Consider the following 16,263-nt stretch of genomic DNA (forward strand, 5'->3'; position numbering starts at 1 on the left):
CGCAAAATCGCCGAAAACGACACAGGCTCCCTCGGCGACATCTCAACCCTCGCCGAACCACAAGTCGTCGACGAGTTGATACAGAATTCGCTGTACCAAAAATCTGCGTGAATTTTTCACAGATATGGTAGGCTAAAGTATCACCCCCACGAAATGAGGGGTGATACATCCAAAGGCCTCAGGGCCGACATGGAGAAAAGAACGGTATCCGCGAGGAGGCGGGGCCGTCACTTCAGAAGATTCATGTACCTGCACCAAAGGTGGGGGACACGGATCGGGGACAAAAGGGAGGACCGCACTTATGGCGGAAAATTCGGACAACAACGCCTATTGGTCGGCAAACAAGCGGATCATCGGCATTTCTCTGGTGATTTGGTTCATCTGTTCTTTCGGCTTCGGCATTCTGCTGCGCCCGATGCTTGCGGGCATCAAAATCGGCGGCACGGATCTCGGTTTCTGGTTCGCCCAGCAAGGCTCGATCCTTGTCTTCCTCGTGCTCATCTTTGCCTACGCGGCGCGGATGAACAAACTCGACAAAGAACACGGCGTCGACGAGTAAGGAGCAGATATCATGGATCAGTTTACCCTCAATCTCATCGTTGTGGGCGCGACCTTCGCGCTCTACATCGGGATCGCGATCTGGGCCCGCGCGGGCTCCACATCTGAGTTCTATGCCGCCGGTCGGGGCGTTCACCCGGTTCTGAACGGCATGGCGACCGGCGCGGACTGGATGTCTGCCGCCTCCTTCATCTCCATGGCGGGGATCATTTCCTTCGGCGGCTACGACACTTCCGCCTACCTGATGGGCTGGACCGGGGGCTATGTGCTTCTGGCGATGCTGCTCGCGCCCTACCTGCGCAAGTTCGGCAAGTTTACCGTGCCCGAATTCATCGGCGATCGTTTCTACAGCCAGACCGCGCGCACCGTTGCCGTGATCTGTCTCATCGTCGCCTCCATCACCTACGTGATCGGCCAGATGACCGGCGTGGGCGTGGCCTTCTCCCGCTTCCTCGAAGTGGACAAGACCACTGGTCTGCTGATCGGTGCCGCTATCGTGTTCTTCTACGCCGTCATCGGCGGCATGAAGGGCATCACCTACACCCAGGTCGCCCAGTACGTCGTTCTGATCATCGCCTACACCATCCCGGCGATCTTCATCTCGCTGCAACTGACCGGCAATCCGATCCCGCCGCTCGGCCTGTTCTCCGACCATGTCGGCACCGGCGAACCGATCCTCGCCACGCTGAACGGCCTGCTGCAAGACCTCGGTTTCTCCGAGTACACCAAGCAAAGCGACACGACCCTGAACATGTTCCTGTTCACCGTGTCCCTGATGATCGGTACCGCGGGCCTGCCGCATGTGATCGTGCGCTTCTTCACCGTTCCCAAAGTGTCCGATGCGCGCTCTTCCGCAGGCTGGGCTCTGGTCTTCATTGCGCTTCTGTACCTGACGGCTCCGGCTGTTGCGGCCATGGCGCGTGTGAACCTGATCGACACGTTCTACCCGAACGGCACCAAGGCCGAGGCGGTCACTCTGGACGCGATCCAGAACGATGAAGCCCTCGACTGGGTACGCAACTGGGAAACGACGGGGCTTCTGGCATTCGACGACAAGAACGGCGACGGCATGATTGAGTACAACGCCTCCGCCGAGAACGAGCTGACGGTGAACCGGGACATCATCACGCTGGCGAACCCGGAGATCGCAAACCTGCCGGGTTGGGTGATCGCTCTGGTCGCCGCTGGTGGTCTGGCCGCCGCACTCTCGACCGCTGCGGGTCTCTTGATGGCGATTGCGTCCGCCGTGTCGCATGACCTCATCAAGTCGCAAATCAACCCGTCGATCTCGGAAAAAGGCGAACTGACAGCCGCACGCATCGCCATGGCCGTAGCCATCGTTGTTGCGACCTATCTGGGCCTGAACCCTCCGGGCTTTGCCGCGCAAACCGTGGCTCTGGCCTTCGGTCTTGCCGCCGCCTCAATTTTCCCGGCGCTGATGATGGGCATCTTCTCGAAGCGCATCAACAACAAGGGTGCGGTCGCGGGCATGGTCTCCGGCTTGGTGGTGACGATCGTCTACATCTTCCTGCACAAGGGCTGGTTCTTCATCGCAGGCACCAACTCCTTCACCGATGCCGATCCGCTGCTGCTGTCGATCAAATCGACCTCCTTCGGCTCCATCGGTGCGCTGGTGAACTTTGCGGTCGCCTACGTGGTGTCCAACGCTACGGATGAGCCGCCGGTGGAAATCCAGGAACTGGTGGAAAGCATCCGCATCCCGCGCGGTGCCGGTGCCGCCGTCGATCACTAAGACGGTTCGGGCTGGCCTGCGGGCCCGCCCCACACCATACTCGGGGCGCGGGAGCAGTGAGCTTTCGCGCCCTTTTTCAAAGCTTTTCCGGAGCCCGGGATGCAGACCGCAGACAAGATCATCGGCTTTCTCCAGATCACCCACCCCTACGACGTGCTGCCGCAAGCAGAACTTGAGGATTTATCCACGTCCTTTTCGCGCAAGGCCTTTCGGGAAGGGGATGTGATCTATGCCCATGGCGACCTGCTAGAGGGGCTCTATCTCATCAAGGAGGGATCGGTCGAGATCACCGATGTGAATGGCGGGCAGGTTTCGCTATTGCAGAAGTCCAACCATTTCGGCGAGCGTGGTTTGCTCCGCGACGGCATAGCCGCCACCACGGCAACCGCCGCATCCGACTGTACGGTTTTGCTGCTCACCCCCGTTGCATTCAAAAAGGAAGTCGCGGCCAACGCCGCCTTCGCCCGCTATTTCAACCGCGGTCAGGCAAGACCCAAAGCCGCTTCCGGGCTGATGACCCAGCACATTTCCGATCTCATGGCGCACGCGCCAGTGACCTGTTCGGAACACACACCGATTACCGACTGCGCCCGTCTGATGCGTGACGAAAAAGTGTCCTCTGTCGCGGTGACCGAGGGGGATCGTCTTCTCGGCCTCGTGACCGTACGCGACATGACGAACAAGGTGCTGGCCGAAAACCGCGACACCTCCCTGCCGGTCTCCACGATCATGGCGCGCGATCCGATCACCCTCGATCCCGGCGCTTTGGGCACCGATGTCATTCACGTCATGCTGGAAAACCGCATCGGGCATCTGCCAATCGTGGAAGGCGGTAAATTCGTCGGCATGGTGACCCAGACCGACATCACGCGCTTTTTCGGCTCCTCGCAGACGCAAATGGTCTTCGACCTGAGCAACGCCAAAACCATTACCGAGATGGCCGCCGTCACCGCGCGTTTGCCCGAGTTCTTGATGCAACTCGTCGGTGCGCATCTCGCCCATGACATCGTCACCCGCAAGGTGACCGATATTGCCGACATCGTCACGCGGCGGCTTCTCAAAATGGCCGAAGAAGAATTCGGCCCCGCCCCCGTGCCGTACCTCTGGGCAGCCTGTGGCAGCCAAGGCCGACGCGAACAGACCGGCGTGTCCGATCAGGACAATTGCCTGATCGTCGATAATTCCGCGACCGACGCCGACATGGAGTACTTCCGCAAACTCGCACGGTTCGTCTGCGACGGCTTGGATGCCTGCGGCTATGTCTATTGCCCCGGCGAGATGATGGCGATGACCGAGCGCTGGTGCCAACGTCTTGCGGTCTGGGAGCGCTATTTCAACAAATGGATCGCGGCCCCCGACAACGAGGCACAGATGCTCGCCTCCGTCATGTATGACCTGCGTCCCATCGGCGGCGATGAACGCCTGTTTGCACCGCTGCAAAAAACCGCGTTGGAGGCCGCGTCAAAAAATTCCATCTTCGTGGCCCACATGATCTCGAACTCGCTCAAGCACACGCCGCCACTTGGCCTCTTGCGCGGTTTCGCCACGATCAAATCCGGCGAGCACCGCAACGCACTCGATATGAAGGCGAACGGCGTCGTACCCATCGTCGATCTGGGGCGGGTCTATGCGCTTCAAGGCAAACTGCCCGTCGCCAACACGCGCGCGCGTATCGTGGGCGCGATCGAGGCCGGGATCATCTCGGAAACCGGCGGCAAGGATCTCTTGGCCGCTTACGACACCATCGCCACCGCCCGGCTCGAACATCAGGCCGCGCAGGTGCGCGACGGCCAGAAGCCCGACAATTTCCTGAGCCCCTCGGCCCTTCCCGCCTTTGAGCGCTCTCACCTGCGCGATGCCTTCGTCATCGTTCGCACCATGCAATCCTCACTCGGCTCCTCCTCGGCGCGTTCATAACAGAAGGGATCAATCCCCATGCTTTTGGAATTCATCGCTACAATCTCCGCCGGAGTCGGTGCCGCCGGTCTCATGGTTGCCCTGCGCAAACTGACCCGTGGCAGCTTGCCGAAGTGGCTGGTTCCCGCTGCCGCCGGTCTCGCCATGCTCACCTTCACCATCTGGTCGGATTACTCGTGGTTCACCCGCGCGCAGGACACCCTAGGTCCCGACAAGATCGTCGCCACTACGGTCGAAAAGCAACAGCTCTGGCGGCCCTGGACCTATTTCGCAGCGGTCACGACACAATTCATCGCCCTCGACAAGGCCAGGACGACGATCGACGAAGCCACGGTGAGTACCGATATGTATCTTCTGTCCCGGCGTGGCGACAGCGCCATCGTGCCTGTCACCTTCGACTGCCTGATGTCGCGTCGCACCGATGCGACTGGCGATCTCTCGGAAGCCGAATGGTTCAGCATGGACCAAGACGACCCGATCCTGCGTACCGCCTGCGACCGGCTGAGATAGAACGGAGGGAAAGCACCATGGCCGAGCCATCCCGCATTCTGCTTGTCGAGGACGAGGACAACATCGCGATTGCCGTCGAGGTCCTCCTGTCTCGCCTCGGACATGACATTCTGCGCATCGCCGATGGCGATCAGGCCCTGCCGAATATCCGCGCACAAACACCCGACCTCGTGATCCTCGACGTAACGCTCCCCGGCAGGTCCGGCTACGAAATCTGCCAGCAGATGCGCCTCGACCCCGCACTCTCGGAGGTCCCCGTGCTGATGATGTCGGCGCGCTGTTCCGAGCCGGAAAAGCGCAAGGGCCTTGCCATGGGTGCCAACGCCTTTCTGAGCAAACCCTTCGCGCCCAACGATCTGCGCAGCGCCGTGACGCGACTGATCGAGGGAGCCCGCCATGAAGATTGAACACTGGTCCCTGCGCCTGCGCGTTTTCCTGTTCTTCGCCTTCCTCGCCGTGGTCGCGATCTCCGGCGAGACCATCGGACTTTACCTCGGCTTTGCCCGGATGGAAAAGCCCACCGCCCCGGATGGATTCGTCTTCGCGGGCGTCATCGCGGGATTTGCCACACTCGCCGCCGTAGCTTGGGTCTGGTTCCTGTTCGACGAACATGTCGCCCGCCCGATCCAACGGCTGGCGGGCGGCCTTCTGGCCCGTGCCCATGCCGATGTCGAAGAAGCGATTGATGCGAAAACCGCGCGCTATCTCGGTGATCTGGCACCTGCAGCGCAGGCTGTGACGGCAAACCTTGCCGCCACGCGCAATAAGCTCGCCGAGACGGTGGCACAGGAAACCACCCGCCTCGTCGAGGAAAAGGAGAAACTCACCGCGCTGTCTGCCGAAATGCCGCACGGGGTGGTGCTCCTGTCCGGGTTGCACAAGATCGCCTTCTATAACGGTGCGGCGGCGGAGCTTTTGTCCGCCGATCATGCGCCGGGTCTCGACCATTCGATCTTCGATTTTCTCCGGGCGCGTCCGATCCTTTCGGCCTATTCTAGGCTCTGCGCCGGAGAAGGCGGCGACGGTCATGTCCTGCCCCTCACCGTGGCGACGGTACATGGCGCGGAAGTGCTTTCCGCCCGCATGCGCCTCATGCATGCCCCCGACGAGGGTGATATCAGCCCACCCTACGTGCTCAGCCTCGATGACGTGACGACCGATCTGGCGCTTCATACCGAGCGCGAAAAACTCCTCTCAAAGCTTTTTGCCCGTCTTCGACCTTCCCTCACCGCTCTGCGTACCGCGCTCGCCGCTCGTGCGGAAAGTGGCCCGCAAAACGATCCCCGCCTCGATGCCGCCCTCATCGACGAGATCGAGCATCTGACCGGCGAGGTCGCCACGCTCGACGCCGAATATGAGGCGCATAAATCCGACTGGTGGCCCATGGCGCAGGTGCGCGCCAGCGAGCTGTGCGATGCGCTCTCCGCACAACTCTCCGAGGACGATATGACACTCGCCGCCGATGCGCCCGATCCGCTGGCCCTCACGCTCGATGCGGTACAGATTGTCACTCTGCTCGGCCATGTGGCCCGGCGATTGTCACAAGAGGGAGGCCGCGCCTTTTCCTTTCTCGTCAGCCGAGACGAGGGCGGCGGTGCGATGCTGGCGCTTGGCTGGAGCGGCGATCCGCTTTCGGTCGATCTGTTGGAAAGCTGGCTCGCCGAACCGCTCGATGTTGGTCTCGCCGATATGACCGGGCGCGATATTCTCGACGCGCACGGCACCGAGGTCTGGCCTGAATTCGGGCGTGGCTCGCGTGCGGTTCTCAAACTCCCGATCCGCGAGGCCCACCGCCTACGCCGCAGCTTCGGTGACGGTCGTCGCACGGCCACCTACGATTTTGATCTCCTGAGCCGCACGCCGCCGAAAGAGTTGATGGAAAGCCCGCTCGCCGATCTGTCCTATGTGGTTTTCGATACGGAAACCACCGGACTTCTCCCTTCGCAAGGGGACGAGATTTGTCAGATCGCCGCCCTGCGCGTGGTCAACGGCAAAGTAGTAAAAACCGAGCGGCTCGACCAGCTTGTGAACCCCGGACGCAACATTCCCGCTTCGGCCACAGCCGTCCATCACATCACCAATGAGATGGTACAGGACGCGCCGAAAATCGACGTGGCCGGTCGGCAATTGCACAGTTTCGCCCGGGGCGCGGTTCTGGTTGCCCATAACGCGCCGTTCGATCTCGAATTCTTCCGCCGTCACGAGGCCGGGATCGGCGCGAAATTCACCAATCCCGTGCTGGACACCGTGCTTTTGTCCGCCATCGTCTTCGGCCAGTCCGAAGAGCACACGCTTGATGCGATTTCTGCCCGGCTCGGTGTGAAAATCCCGCCCGAAGCGCGGCACACGGCGATGGGCGACACGATCGCTACGGCGGAAGTGTTCATCAAACTGCTGCGCATGGCGGAGGAAAAGGGCATCCGCACGTTCGGCGATGCGCTCACCGAAATGCGCAAACACAAACGCCTGTTGCAGGACGCGAATGAGACGTCCGGGACTTAAAACAGTGCCCTGATCTGCCCGACCCTGCCGCGATGATCGTAAAACGGCACATGATCCGGCGGCAGGGCACGCCCGAAAGCCGCCTCGATTTCGGCCAGGACCACACGGGTTACAAAAGGCAGGTCAAAGCCGCGCGCGCCATGCAATGTCACCCATTGCAGATGCGACAGCTCATCCTCGGCACCGGAAAAATCATCGGCATCGCAAGAGAGATGCGCCGCATTCACCAGAAAAAACCGCGCATCGAAACGGCGCGGACGACCCGGCGGGGTGATGGCGCGAAACACGAACTGCAACTCCGCAACAGACGGCAGCACCAGCCCGGTTTCCTCCCGCAGCTCCCGCAGCGCGGCATTGGCAAGCGCCGGGACGAGGCCGGGCGCACACTCCGCCGCCAACCGTCTTTGCGTCACCGGGTCGAGCGCGCCGGGCAAAGGCGTCTCATAATCCGCCACATCCACCGCACCGCCGGGAAAGACGAATTTCCCCGGCATGAACACCGCGCTACGCCCACGCTGTCCCATGAGGACACGCGGACCATCAGTTCCCTCGCGCAACAGGATGACGGTCGCGGCGTCTCTTATCGGAAGATCGGTGCTCATGGCGGCGATCCTAGACGCCAATCAAGGCTCGCGGAAGGCCTCTCGCGACTTATAAAGCGGTTTCAAGAGATATTGCAGGAAGGTTTTCGAACCGGTGTGCAACTCCACCTGCGCCCGCATCCCCGGACGGATCTCGATCTTTTGCTGGCGCTCGGTCAGGCTGCCGAGATCGACCGTAGCCGTCACCCTGTAATAGGACTGGGCATCCGGGTCGCGTTCGTCCTTGAACGTGTCGGCGGAAACCACCTGCACCTTGCCCTTCAGCGAGCCGTAAATCGTGTAATCGTAAGCCGAAAGCTTGATCGTCGCCTCCTGCCCCGGCTCGACATGGGCGATGTCCTCGGGGCGCACCTGTGCCTCGATGAACAGTTCCTCATCGACCGGAATGATCTGCACCAACTCCTCGCCCGGACGGATCACGCCCCCGATGGTCGTCACAGTCAGATTGTTGACAATGCCTCGCATCGGTGCGGTGATCACCGTACGTCCCAACTGATCCTGCGCCAAGGTCAGCGCCTGCCTCACCGAGGCAAGCTCCTTGAGCGTGTCGGAATAGTCCTCCGCCCGCTCCAGTTCCGCCTGCGTCACGATCTCGTTGTATTTGAGTTGCGCGTCGGAATGCGCCTTGCGCGCCCGCGTCACCTCGATCAGTGCCACGACGTTCTTCTGGAGCATGTCCTCCATCATCGAGCGCTCGGCTTCGGCCTGTTTCAGAACCGCCATCGCACCATCCTTGCGCGCCAGATAATCGTCCACGCGGGCTGACAAAAGCGCCTTCTCGGAGGCCAGAACATTAGGGGCGCGGGCGGCGAGGTCTTCGGGCACCTCAAAACTGTCTTCGCCAGCCATCTCCGCCTCAAGCCGCAGCCGCCGTACCTCGAACGCATCGAGTTTTTCCTGAAGATCGTCGGCGGAAGTGCGAAATTCCGTGCCCTGCAACCGGGCAAGGACCTGCCCCTGCTCGACCTCCTGCCCCTCATGAACCAGAAGCTCCGACAGGATGCCCCCTTCGAGGTTCTGCACGATCTGCGGTCGGGACGAGGAAATCATCTGCCCATCGGCGCGCACGATCTCGTCCACACGCGCGATCGCGGACCAAAGCAGAAACAGAAGCACCACGAGCGCAGATATCTTGATCACCCATCCGGGACGATCCATGTCGCGCGCCAGCATATCGTCGAGCAAAACCATCAGCCGCCCTTCTGTGTCAGATGCGCCATGACCTGTTCGCGCGGCCCATCGACCTTGAGGCGTCCCTGATGGAACACCATGCAGCGATCCGCGAGGCCTACGATGGGCATGCGGTGGGTGGCGACCACCGCCGTGCGCCCGGCAAGCCAGCCCTGCAACCGCCCGACCAGCGCAGTTTCAAGCGCCTGATCGAGCGCGGCGGTGGGTTCATCGAGAAGGCACACCGAAGGGTCCTGCAACCACAGCCGCGCCCAGCCGATGGACTGGCGCTGACCGACGGAAAGCCCCTCGCCGCCGTCTCGAATTTCAAGATCGAGGCCCCGGTGGTGCCCGCGCACGAAGGTCCCGAGCCCCGCGAAATCCAGCGCCGCGAGAAGCCGGTCGTCATCGCGCTCCAACCCGCCGAGATTGAGATTGTCGCGCAGCGTCCCAGCAAAGAGCCGCACGTCCTGACCGAGATAGCCCACGCTTCGGCGAATGTCGCGCGGGTCGATCTGGCTCATCTCCGCCGCATCGAGGAGAATGCGCCCCTGCGACGGTGCATAAAGCCCTGCCAAAAGTTTCAAAAACGTGCTTTTCCCCGACCCATTTGCCCCCAGAACGGCAATTTTCTGCCCTATCCTAACATCGACAGCAGGCAAATCCAGCGTCGGCGCACCTTCAGCATCGTAGCGAAACTGCACCTCGCGCAGCGCGAAATCGCCCCTGATTTCGGGACGCCGTAGGAAATTACGATCTTCGCCCGCGTCCTGCGGCGCGGTTGCGATGGCATCTAGCCCCTCAAGCGCCGTCTTCACATTAGTCCAGCGCGCCATCGTGCCCGACAATTGCGTCAAGGGCACCAGCGTCCGGGAGGTCAGAATGCCCGTCGCGATGATCGTCCCGACAGTGAACTCGCCCGCGAACACGAGATAAGTTCCCGCCACCACGGCGGACACATAGGTGAACTGCTGTACCCCCTGCGACCAGAAGGTCAAAAGACCGGAAAGCTTGCGCTGTTCGGAGGATTTCGCCGTCGACAAGAGGTTCAACTCATCCCAGATCCGGCGGACGCGCTCTTCGCCGCGCTGGGTCTTGATCGTGTCGAGCTCGAACACAGCCTCATGCAAAAGCCGCGAAGCTCTGGCCGAGGCGCCCTGTGTCTCCTGCGTCAGGCGCATCATGCGCTTTTGCATGAAATAACCCGGAATCACCATGATCACCGCGCCCAAAAGCAGGATGAACACAACCGGCCCGGCGATTGAGGCGACAAGCACGAAGAACAGGAAGATGAACGGGATATCCGCCACCGATCCAATGGTCGAAGCGGTAAAAAACTCGCGCACCGAACTGAATTCCCGCATCGCGGAGAACAGGCCAGAGGGCGTCGTCGGGCGCGCGTCCGAGCGCATACCCAACAGCCGCCCCATCAGCATTGATTGCACCCGCATCTCGATCTGCCGTCCGGCCCCGTCCATCAGGCGCGAACGCGCGAGTTTCAACACCGCTTCCAGTGCGATCGCCATGGCCGCACCGAGCGCCAACACCCAAAGCGTCGCCTGCGACTGGTGCGGGATCACCCGGTCATAGACCTGAAGCGAGAACATCGCGACAGCCACCGCCAGCATATTGGCCACGAGAGAACCAAGAGCAATCTCGCCGATCTGACGTTTGAACGCGCCGAACTGCCCCCAGAACCAGTGTTTTTTCGACATATCCGGCACATATTGTGCAGAAATTGTCTCCAATGTTTTCCCGGCGCGCACCAGCGTACCGGAAAAGAACGGCGCGAACTCGGCGAGCGGCACCTCGGCGCGCTGATCCGGCGCGGTGCTGTCATGGATCGTCAGCACCGCGCCCTTTTGCTTCAGTACTAAAATCACATGACCCGAAGACATATAGGCAAGCGCGGGCCAGAGCTTTACCGTCAGTGCCCGCGGGCGCGCCAGTTCTGCGGCCAACCCGGTGCCCTGCAAGGCGCGCACCATGGCCTCCGGCGAAATCTCTCCGCCGGTCTGATCGGCAAAACTCTCGATGATGTCGGAGACCATCGCGCGCTGTCCAAGCTGGCTTGCGAAGGCCACGACAAGCTCGGCCCGTTGGATGATCCGGCGGGAAAATACCGGCTGGGCCGGGAGCTTCTGCGCCTCCGGCATCGGTGGTGCGGACGGTTCCGCGATGGCTATAGGCGCAACTGGCTCTGGTTTCACTTCGGGCGTGATCTCCGCGACCGACACCTGTACGGGTTCGGAAATCAGAGCCTCCCGGCGCGCTTTCGCAGCGGCCTTGACCTCGGCCGCCCCACGTTTCGGTTTACGTGTCGCATCCGCTGCCAGACGCGCCCGTTCCAAACGCTGCGCATTCAAAGTCTCGCGTGCCTGACGCTCGATCTCGATTTCCCGCGCGCGTGCCTCTTCGCGCTCGCGGGCTTCGCGTGCCGCATCGGCGGCTTTGCGCCGCAGCGCGTCCTTGGCAGCCTGTTTCCTGGCTTCAACAGGATCGACGGACGGCGCGGGTTTTGCAGGCCTGGCCTCCACCTTCGGCGACCCCAGATGTACCGTCAGCGGCGTAGGCGCTTTCGGGTGGTTCGACACGTCCTCGGGCACCTTGGGGCGTGCGGAACTTAGGGTAAAGGCAAGTTTCGGAGTACGGCTCAAATCGACTGCCCCTCTGCCAAAGCGCCCTTGTCGCGCGCGATCTCAAGCTCGGTCAGCGCAATTTCGTATTTGAGATCAATATGTTTCAGTTCCTCGCGGATCATTTGTTCATAGACGTTCAGCACATCCATGACGGATTTCTGCCCGGCTTCGAACTGATCCTGAAAAATCCGGTAATTGGCGCGGGTTTGCTGTACGAGATCAGCGGCATCGCGCTCCTGACGACGCAGCGCCGTCAGCTTGCTCTCTGCCCGGGCAGCACGGCGGGCGGCGGTTTCTCTGGCCTGCGTGACCGTGGCTTGCGCCGCCGCTTCGCGCGCCCGGCTGGCTTCTATCTCGGCGGCAGTGCCCAGACCGAGCCCGCCACCTTCATAGCTCAGACCCGAGCTGTTCGACTGCCCGAGCAGGGTCGAGGCGCTCAACGTCGGCAACATCGCCGCACGCTCCGCCTGTGCCTCGGCAACGGTTCGTTTCGCTTCGGCCTCGGCACGCAACACGTCGAGCGGGATCAGCGAAGACGCCGGGAGCGCAATCCCCATGACCTGCTCCATCACGGGAAGGTTTGCCCCGCCGGTGAAACTCCCAAGCTCCTCGCGCGCACTGGTTTCGGCCTCACGGTGAGTCCGTGCCTCATGTTCCATCTCGGAAATGATCGAGCGCACGACACGCTGATCCGACAGGCTGGAAGCGCCGCCTTTCACCCGCTCGGTCACCACCCGGTTGAATTCGCGCATCCGCCCCAGACCGCGCTCGGCCATGTCCGCCTTTTCACGCGCCTCGGAAATCGTGATGTAGAGCGTCAGCCCGTCGTAAACCCGGTCGTTCATATCCTGTGACAAGGCAACGGCGGAAACTTCGACATCGGCGGCGGCAAAGGCACGTTCGGCCTTGCGTTTGCCATTGTCGTAAAGCGCCGCCTCGACCAGAAGTCCGCCTGCAAGCTTGCCCAGAGATGTCAGGGAAATTTCCGGCCCGATGGTTGGCAGCCAGTTCTTTTCTCGCGCCACCGCGCGCATTTTCGACGCCCTGAGCTCCGCCTGCGCCACCCCGGATGAAGTGGCGAGCACGGCGGAGGCGACCCGATCATAGGCGGAGCCTGCGGGCAAAACGGATTGTCGCGCCAGAAGATCGGAAATGAGTGGAGACCCCTCTCCCTCGTTGGCGGCAGAGAGGGCGTGGGTCGGCGTCGGGGTTGTGCCAGAAGCGGTGTCGAACCGGTCCGTTTTGAAAAGCGCCACCGGCGAGACCGACGACAGACCACGTCCCGAGGTCGAGCCCGCGACACAGCCACCAAGCCCCATTGCGGACGCCATGAGGGCACCGATCACAATGCCGAACTGTGGTCGCGCGCTCATGCCCTCGTTACTCCTCACCTCCGTTGCCGTGCGGGCGGGGTGCCCCGCCCGCTGCGCTCTGCCTCAGGGCAGAACGACTTCGATATCGTGATCGACCAGAACCTGATCGTCACCCAGCGTGTAAATGTCGTAGGTGTTGCCATCCTCGGTCACGCTGCCGGTGAGTGTCGCGGTTTCCTCGAAAACCACACGATCATCCTCGCCACCGTGAATGGTCAGCGTGCCCTCCTCGCCCACAAGCCGGTCGAGATCGGCCGAAGACAGGCTCACCTCACCGCCATTGACGAATTGCAGATCAATCGCGCCAAGGTCGAACCGGTCGAGACCGGAGTTGTCGAGATCCACCTCGAAATAGGCACCATCGGGCCGCTCGTTTGTGGTGTCGAGCACCAGAAGCGTATCAGAGGCGTTTCCTGCCGCATCGTCGGCGGTGATGACGATCTGATCGCCATTGGAGACCTTGGCGTCGAAATTGAGAAGCGTCTCGGAGCCGAGATCGTAAGCCGTATGACCGATCTCGCTGGTCGATCCTCCCTCATCGAGCGCATGGACCGAGACGTCGTCATCCGTTGCTGCAATGGAAATGGACCGCACGCCATCGACCCCGCGCGTCACGCTTTCGACAACGGCACTGTCGATCTCGGTGTCGACGGTGATCGTGGTCGTCTCGGACAGCGTATTGCCCGCCGCATCGGTCGCGGTGACCAGAACGTCGGTGTCATATGTGCCCTTGGCGATCTCATCCGGTGCGAAGGTCACGGTCCAGTTGCCGGAGGCATCCACCGTCGCCTGGCGGGTCATGCCTTCGAGTGTCACATAGACGGTGGAACCGACCTCCACGATGCCCGTCAGCGTCGCGCCGTCATTGACCTCCGCGAGGTTGAGATAGAGATCGCCGCCCGCATCCGCCGAGAGTTCCAGCGCATTCACATAGGTGTCGTAGGTCAGGGTCTCGGTCAGGGTCGAAGTGTTGCCCGCTGGATCTGTTGCGGTGATCGACACGCTGGTCGTGCCCTCGCCGGACGGCAGGGCCGAGGCCGGGATCGTCGTGGTCCAGTTGCCGGAGGCATCGACGTTTGCTGTATAGCTCTGACCATTGAAGGACAGCACCACGGTGGAGCCCACTTCGACCGTGCCGGCAAGCACGACGCCGGAGCTGGCTTCTGCCGCGTTGATCACACCGTCCGCGCCGCCCTGCACGCCGGTTTCGGCAAAGTTCGATACATAGGTGTCGATCTCCACCGCCGCCTGCACGGTCTTGCTGTTGCCCGCCGCGTCGGTGAGAGTCGCGGTGACGGTGCTGTCGTATTCGCCCGCCGTGATCTCGGAGGCCGCGAAGAACACCGAATAGGTGCCCGCCGCCGTCGAGGGCACGGTATGGGAGACGCCCGCCAACGTCACGGTCACGCTCTCGCCCGCCGTTGCTGTGCCGGTGATCCAGACACCATCGGAGGCCTCAGCGGCATTGATCACGTTGTCGCCCTCGATCGGCGTAGTGAGCGTGATATTGCCTGCGACCGTATCGACATGCACCGTGCTGGTGCTGGTTGCGGTGTTGCCCGCCGCATCGGTGGCGACCGCCGTCAGGGTCGTGTCATATTCGCCACCCGCCAACGTGCCCGCCGCATAGGTTGCGGTCCATGTGCCATTGGCATCGGCCACAGTGGTGACCGACACGCCCGCCAGTGTCACGACAACCGTCGCGCCCGCTTCTGCGGTGCCGGTGAAGCTCATCGCCTGCTGGCTTTCCGAGAGGTTCACGGTCTCGTCACCCCCCGAATGCCCCGCGTCGATGGCGACACCGGTTTCGGTGTCGATCTCGAACATACCCGTCGCGGTGGTACTGTTGCCCGCCAAATCCGTCGAGGTCGCGGACACTTCGGTGTTGTAAGTGCCTTCCGGCAAAGTGCCGGATTCGTAGGTGACGGACCACGATCCGTCTTCGGTCACGGTGGTCGTGCGGGTCACACCCTCGACCGTCACCGTGATCGACGCGCCGGCCTCGCCCGTGCCGGTCAGGGTCACCCCCGACTGCATTTCCGACAGATTCACCGTGCCGTCACCGCCAGCGCTGTCAGCGTCCACGGTCAGCATGGTCTCAAGGTCGATGGAAATCGCATGGGTATAGGTCGCGGCATTGCCATAGGCATCGGTCACCGTCGCGGTGACCGTACTGTCATAAGTGCCGGCGGGTAGCGCGCTGCCGTCGAAGGTCACGGACCAGGTGCCGTCTTCCGCCACCACCGTCTCGACAGTTTGTCCCTCAAGCTCGACCACAACACTCGCGCCCGCCTCGGACTGGCCGGAGACGACCACATCGTCGGAAGCCTCGGCGATGTTGATCACATCGTCGGTCTCCACCGCGTCAAAGCTCAGGTCTTCGGCTTCTGTGTCCACGATCAGCGTATCGGTGACGGTGGTGGTGTTCCCCGCCTCGTCAATCGCCGTGACGGTCACGCCGGTGGTGTATTCCCCAGTCTCGATGGTGTCGCTCTCGAACGTGGTGGACCAGGTACCGTCCTCGCCAACCACGACCGTTTGAGAGGCGTTATTGATCTCGACGGTGACCGAGGCCCCCGCTTCGCCCTTACCGGAAATCACGAAACTGCCGCTGTCGTAAACCTCACCGTTCACGTAATCGGCAGAGCTTTCCACACCCGACAGGATCGACACCTCTGGCGGTGTCGTGTCGGAATTTCCGCCGCCGCCATTGCCACCGTTGCCGCCGCTCTCACCGTTCAGCAAATCGTCTGCGACCGCAATCCCGGCCACACCAGCGGCAGCCGCACCGGCCCCGAGCCAACCGAACCCCGCCGCAGCAATCGGTGCCACCACCGGCTCGACCCGTTCGAGATCGAGGAAGGCAAGTTGATCGTATTCGCTCCATTTGCCGGTCAGGTCGATGTCTTGATAGCCCGCGACCAGCGGCCCCTCGCCTTCACTCACAAACTCGACCCGGGTCATCAACCCGCGTTCCGAGAGCAAAAGCTCATGCTCGCCTTCGAAAAAGCCCTCAAGGACAATCGTCTTGCCGCCCACAAGCTCGACCACAAGATTGCCGCCCTGGCGGGTATACCCGCTGACTGCGGCACTCGACATATTCAGAGAGATATCCTTGACATCCTGAACCGCGAGAACCTCGCTACTGCCGGACAAGGAGAGTGTACCTGTACCGATCTGGCCCGCGCTGTCGCGGACGGAATATTGCAATCCCAACATTTCACCAATTCACTTCTGCT

Annotated in this window: 11 protein-coding genes; 6 read left to right on the forward strand and 5 right to left on the reverse strand. The window is 62.0% G+C overall.

Annotated elements, in window-relative coordinates; all coding sequences use genetic code 11:
* The first annotated feature begins 301 nt into the window (after positions 1 to 301).
* The 6 genes from C8N42_RS07875 (at position 302) to C8N42_RS07900 (ending at position 7,240) form a co-directional block, all read left to right on the forward strand.
* A complete protein-coding gene (locus tag C8N42_RS07875; RefSeq protein WP_107816023.1) occupies positions 302 to 559 on the forward strand; it encodes a DUF4212 domain-containing protein in 258 nt (85 codons plus the stop codon).
* A 12-nt stretch (positions 560 to 571) separates the two neighbouring features.
* Complete coding sequence (locus C8N42_RS07880; RefSeq protein WP_107816024.1) at positions 572 to 2,311, forward strand: sodium:solute symporter family protein; 1,740 nt, start codon at positions 572 to 574, stop codon at positions 2,309 to 2,311.
* Between the two features lie 99 nt (positions 2,312 to 2,410).
* Positions 2,411 to 4,228 carry a DUF294 nucleotidyltransferase-like domain-containing protein gene (locus tag C8N42_RS07885; protein ID WP_107816025.1) on the forward strand — a complete coding sequence of 606 codons (1,818 nt, stop codon included), beginning with the start codon at positions 2,411 to 2,413 and terminating at the stop codon, positions 4,226 to 4,228.
* Positions 4,229 to 4,246: 18 nt separating this feature from the next.
* Entirely contained in the window at positions 4,247 to 4,738 is a 492-nt protein-coding gene (locus C8N42_RS07890) for a hypothetical protein (RefSeq protein ID WP_107816026.1), read from the forward strand.
* A gap of 17 nt (positions 4,739 to 4,755) precedes the next feature.
* Complete coding sequence (locus tag C8N42_RS07895) at positions 4,756 to 5,145, forward strand: response regulator transcription factor (RefSeq protein ID WP_107816027.1); 390 nt, start codon at positions 4,756 to 4,758, stop codon at positions 5,143 to 5,145.
* Positions 5,135 to 7,240 (forward strand): 3'-5' exonuclease, encoded by a 2,106-nt coding sequence (locus C8N42_RS07900; protein ID WP_107816028.1) that lies wholly within the window; start codon positions 5,135 to 5,137, stop codon positions 7,238 to 7,240. Before C8N42_RS07895 ends, C8N42_RS07900 begins: the two co-directional genes overlap by 11 nt.
* On the opposite strand, the gene C8N42_RS07905 is transcribed toward C8N42_RS07900, so the two are convergent.
* The 5 genes from C8N42_RS07905 to C8N42_RS07925 all read right to left on the reverse strand — a co-directional run bounded on the left by C8N42_RS07905 (position 7,237) and on the right by C8N42_RS07925 (position 16,243).
* Positions 7,237 to 7,842 (reverse strand): NUDIX hydrolase, encoded by a 606-nt coding sequence (locus C8N42_RS07905; protein WP_107816029.1) that lies wholly within the window; start codon positions 7,840 to 7,842, stop codon positions 7,237 to 7,239. The genes C8N42_RS07900 and C8N42_RS07905 overlap by 4 nt on opposite strands.
* A 21-nt stretch (positions 7,843 to 7,863) precedes the next feature.
* Positions 7,864 to 9,033, reverse strand: coding sequence for an HlyD family type I secretion periplasmic adaptor subunit (locus C8N42_RS07910; protein ID WP_107816030.1), 1,170 nt, complete (start codon positions 9,031 to 9,033; stop codon positions 7,864 to 7,866).
* Entirely contained in the window at positions 9,033 to 11,669 is a 2,637-nt protein-coding gene (locus C8N42_RS07915) for an ATP-binding cassette domain-containing protein (protein WP_425430519.1), read from the reverse strand. Before C8N42_RS07915 ends, C8N42_RS07910 begins: the two co-directional genes overlap by 1 nt.
* The gene (locus tag C8N42_RS07920) at positions 11,666 to 13,024 is read right to left on the reverse strand and encodes a TolC family protein (RefSeq protein ID WP_107816031.1); all 1,359 of its coding nucleotides are present in this window, start codon (positions 13,022 to 13,024) and stop codon (positions 11,666 to 11,668) included. Before C8N42_RS07920 ends, C8N42_RS07915 begins: the two co-directional genes overlap by 4 nt.
* A gap of 63 nt (positions 13,025 to 13,087) precedes the next feature.
* Positions 13,088 to 16,243 carry an Ig-like domain-containing protein gene (locus C8N42_RS07925; protein ID WP_107816032.1) on the reverse strand — a complete coding sequence of 1,052 codons (3,156 nt, stop codon included), beginning with the start codon at positions 16,241 to 16,243 and terminating at the stop codon, positions 13,088 to 13,090.
* Between the last annotated feature and the right edge of the window lie 20 nt (positions 16,244 to 16,263).

Origin of the sequence: Celeribacter persicus, from assembly GCF_003050785.1 — a bacterium.
GTDB classification, from domain to species: Bacteria; Pseudomonadota; Alphaproteobacteria; order Rhodobacterales; family Rhodobacteraceae; genus Celeribacter; species Celeribacter persicus.

What these genes read in the sequence shown, in the direction of transcription:
- C8N42_RS07875 (WP_107816023.1), top strand. Translation starts at nt 302, where the DNA reads ATGGCGGAAAATTCGGACAACAACGCCTATTGGTCGGCAAACAAGCGG.
- C8N42_RS07880 (WP_107816024.1), top strand. Translation starts at nt 572, where the DNA reads ATGGATCAGTTTACCCTCAATCTCATCGTTGTGGGCGCGACCTTCGCG.
- C8N42_RS07885 (WP_107816025.1), top strand. Translation starts at nt 2,411, where the DNA reads ATGCAGACCGCAGACAAGATCATCGGCTTTCTCCAGATCACCCACCCC.
- C8N42_RS07890 (WP_107816026.1), top strand. Translation starts at nt 4,247, where the DNA reads ATGCTTTTGGAATTCATCGCTACAATCTCCGCCGGAGTCGGTGCCGCC.
- C8N42_RS07895 (WP_107816027.1), top strand. Translation starts at nt 4,756, where the DNA reads ATGGCCGAGCCATCCCGCATTCTGCTTGTCGAGGACGAGGACAACATC.
- C8N42_RS07900 (WP_107816028.1), top strand. Translation starts at nt 5,135, where the DNA reads ATGAAGATTGAACACTGGTCCCTGCGCCTGCGCGTTTTCCTGTTCTTC.
- C8N42_RS07905 (WP_107816029.1), bottom strand. Translation starts at nt 7,842, where the DNA reads ATGAGCACCGATCTTCCGATAAGAGACGCCGCGACCGTCATCCTGTTG.
- C8N42_RS07910 (WP_107816030.1), bottom strand. Translation starts at nt 9,033, where the DNA reads ATGGTTTTGCTCGACGATATGCTGGCGCGCGACATGGATCGTCCCGGA.
- C8N42_RS07920 (WP_107816031.1), bottom strand. Translation starts at nt 13,024, where the DNA reads ATGAGCGCGCGACCACAGTTCGGCATTGTGATCGGTGCCCTCATGGCG.
- C8N42_RS07925 (WP_107816032.1), bottom strand. Translation starts at nt 16,243, where the DNA reads ATGTTGGGATTGCAATATTCCGTCCGCGACAGCGCGGGCCAGATCGGT.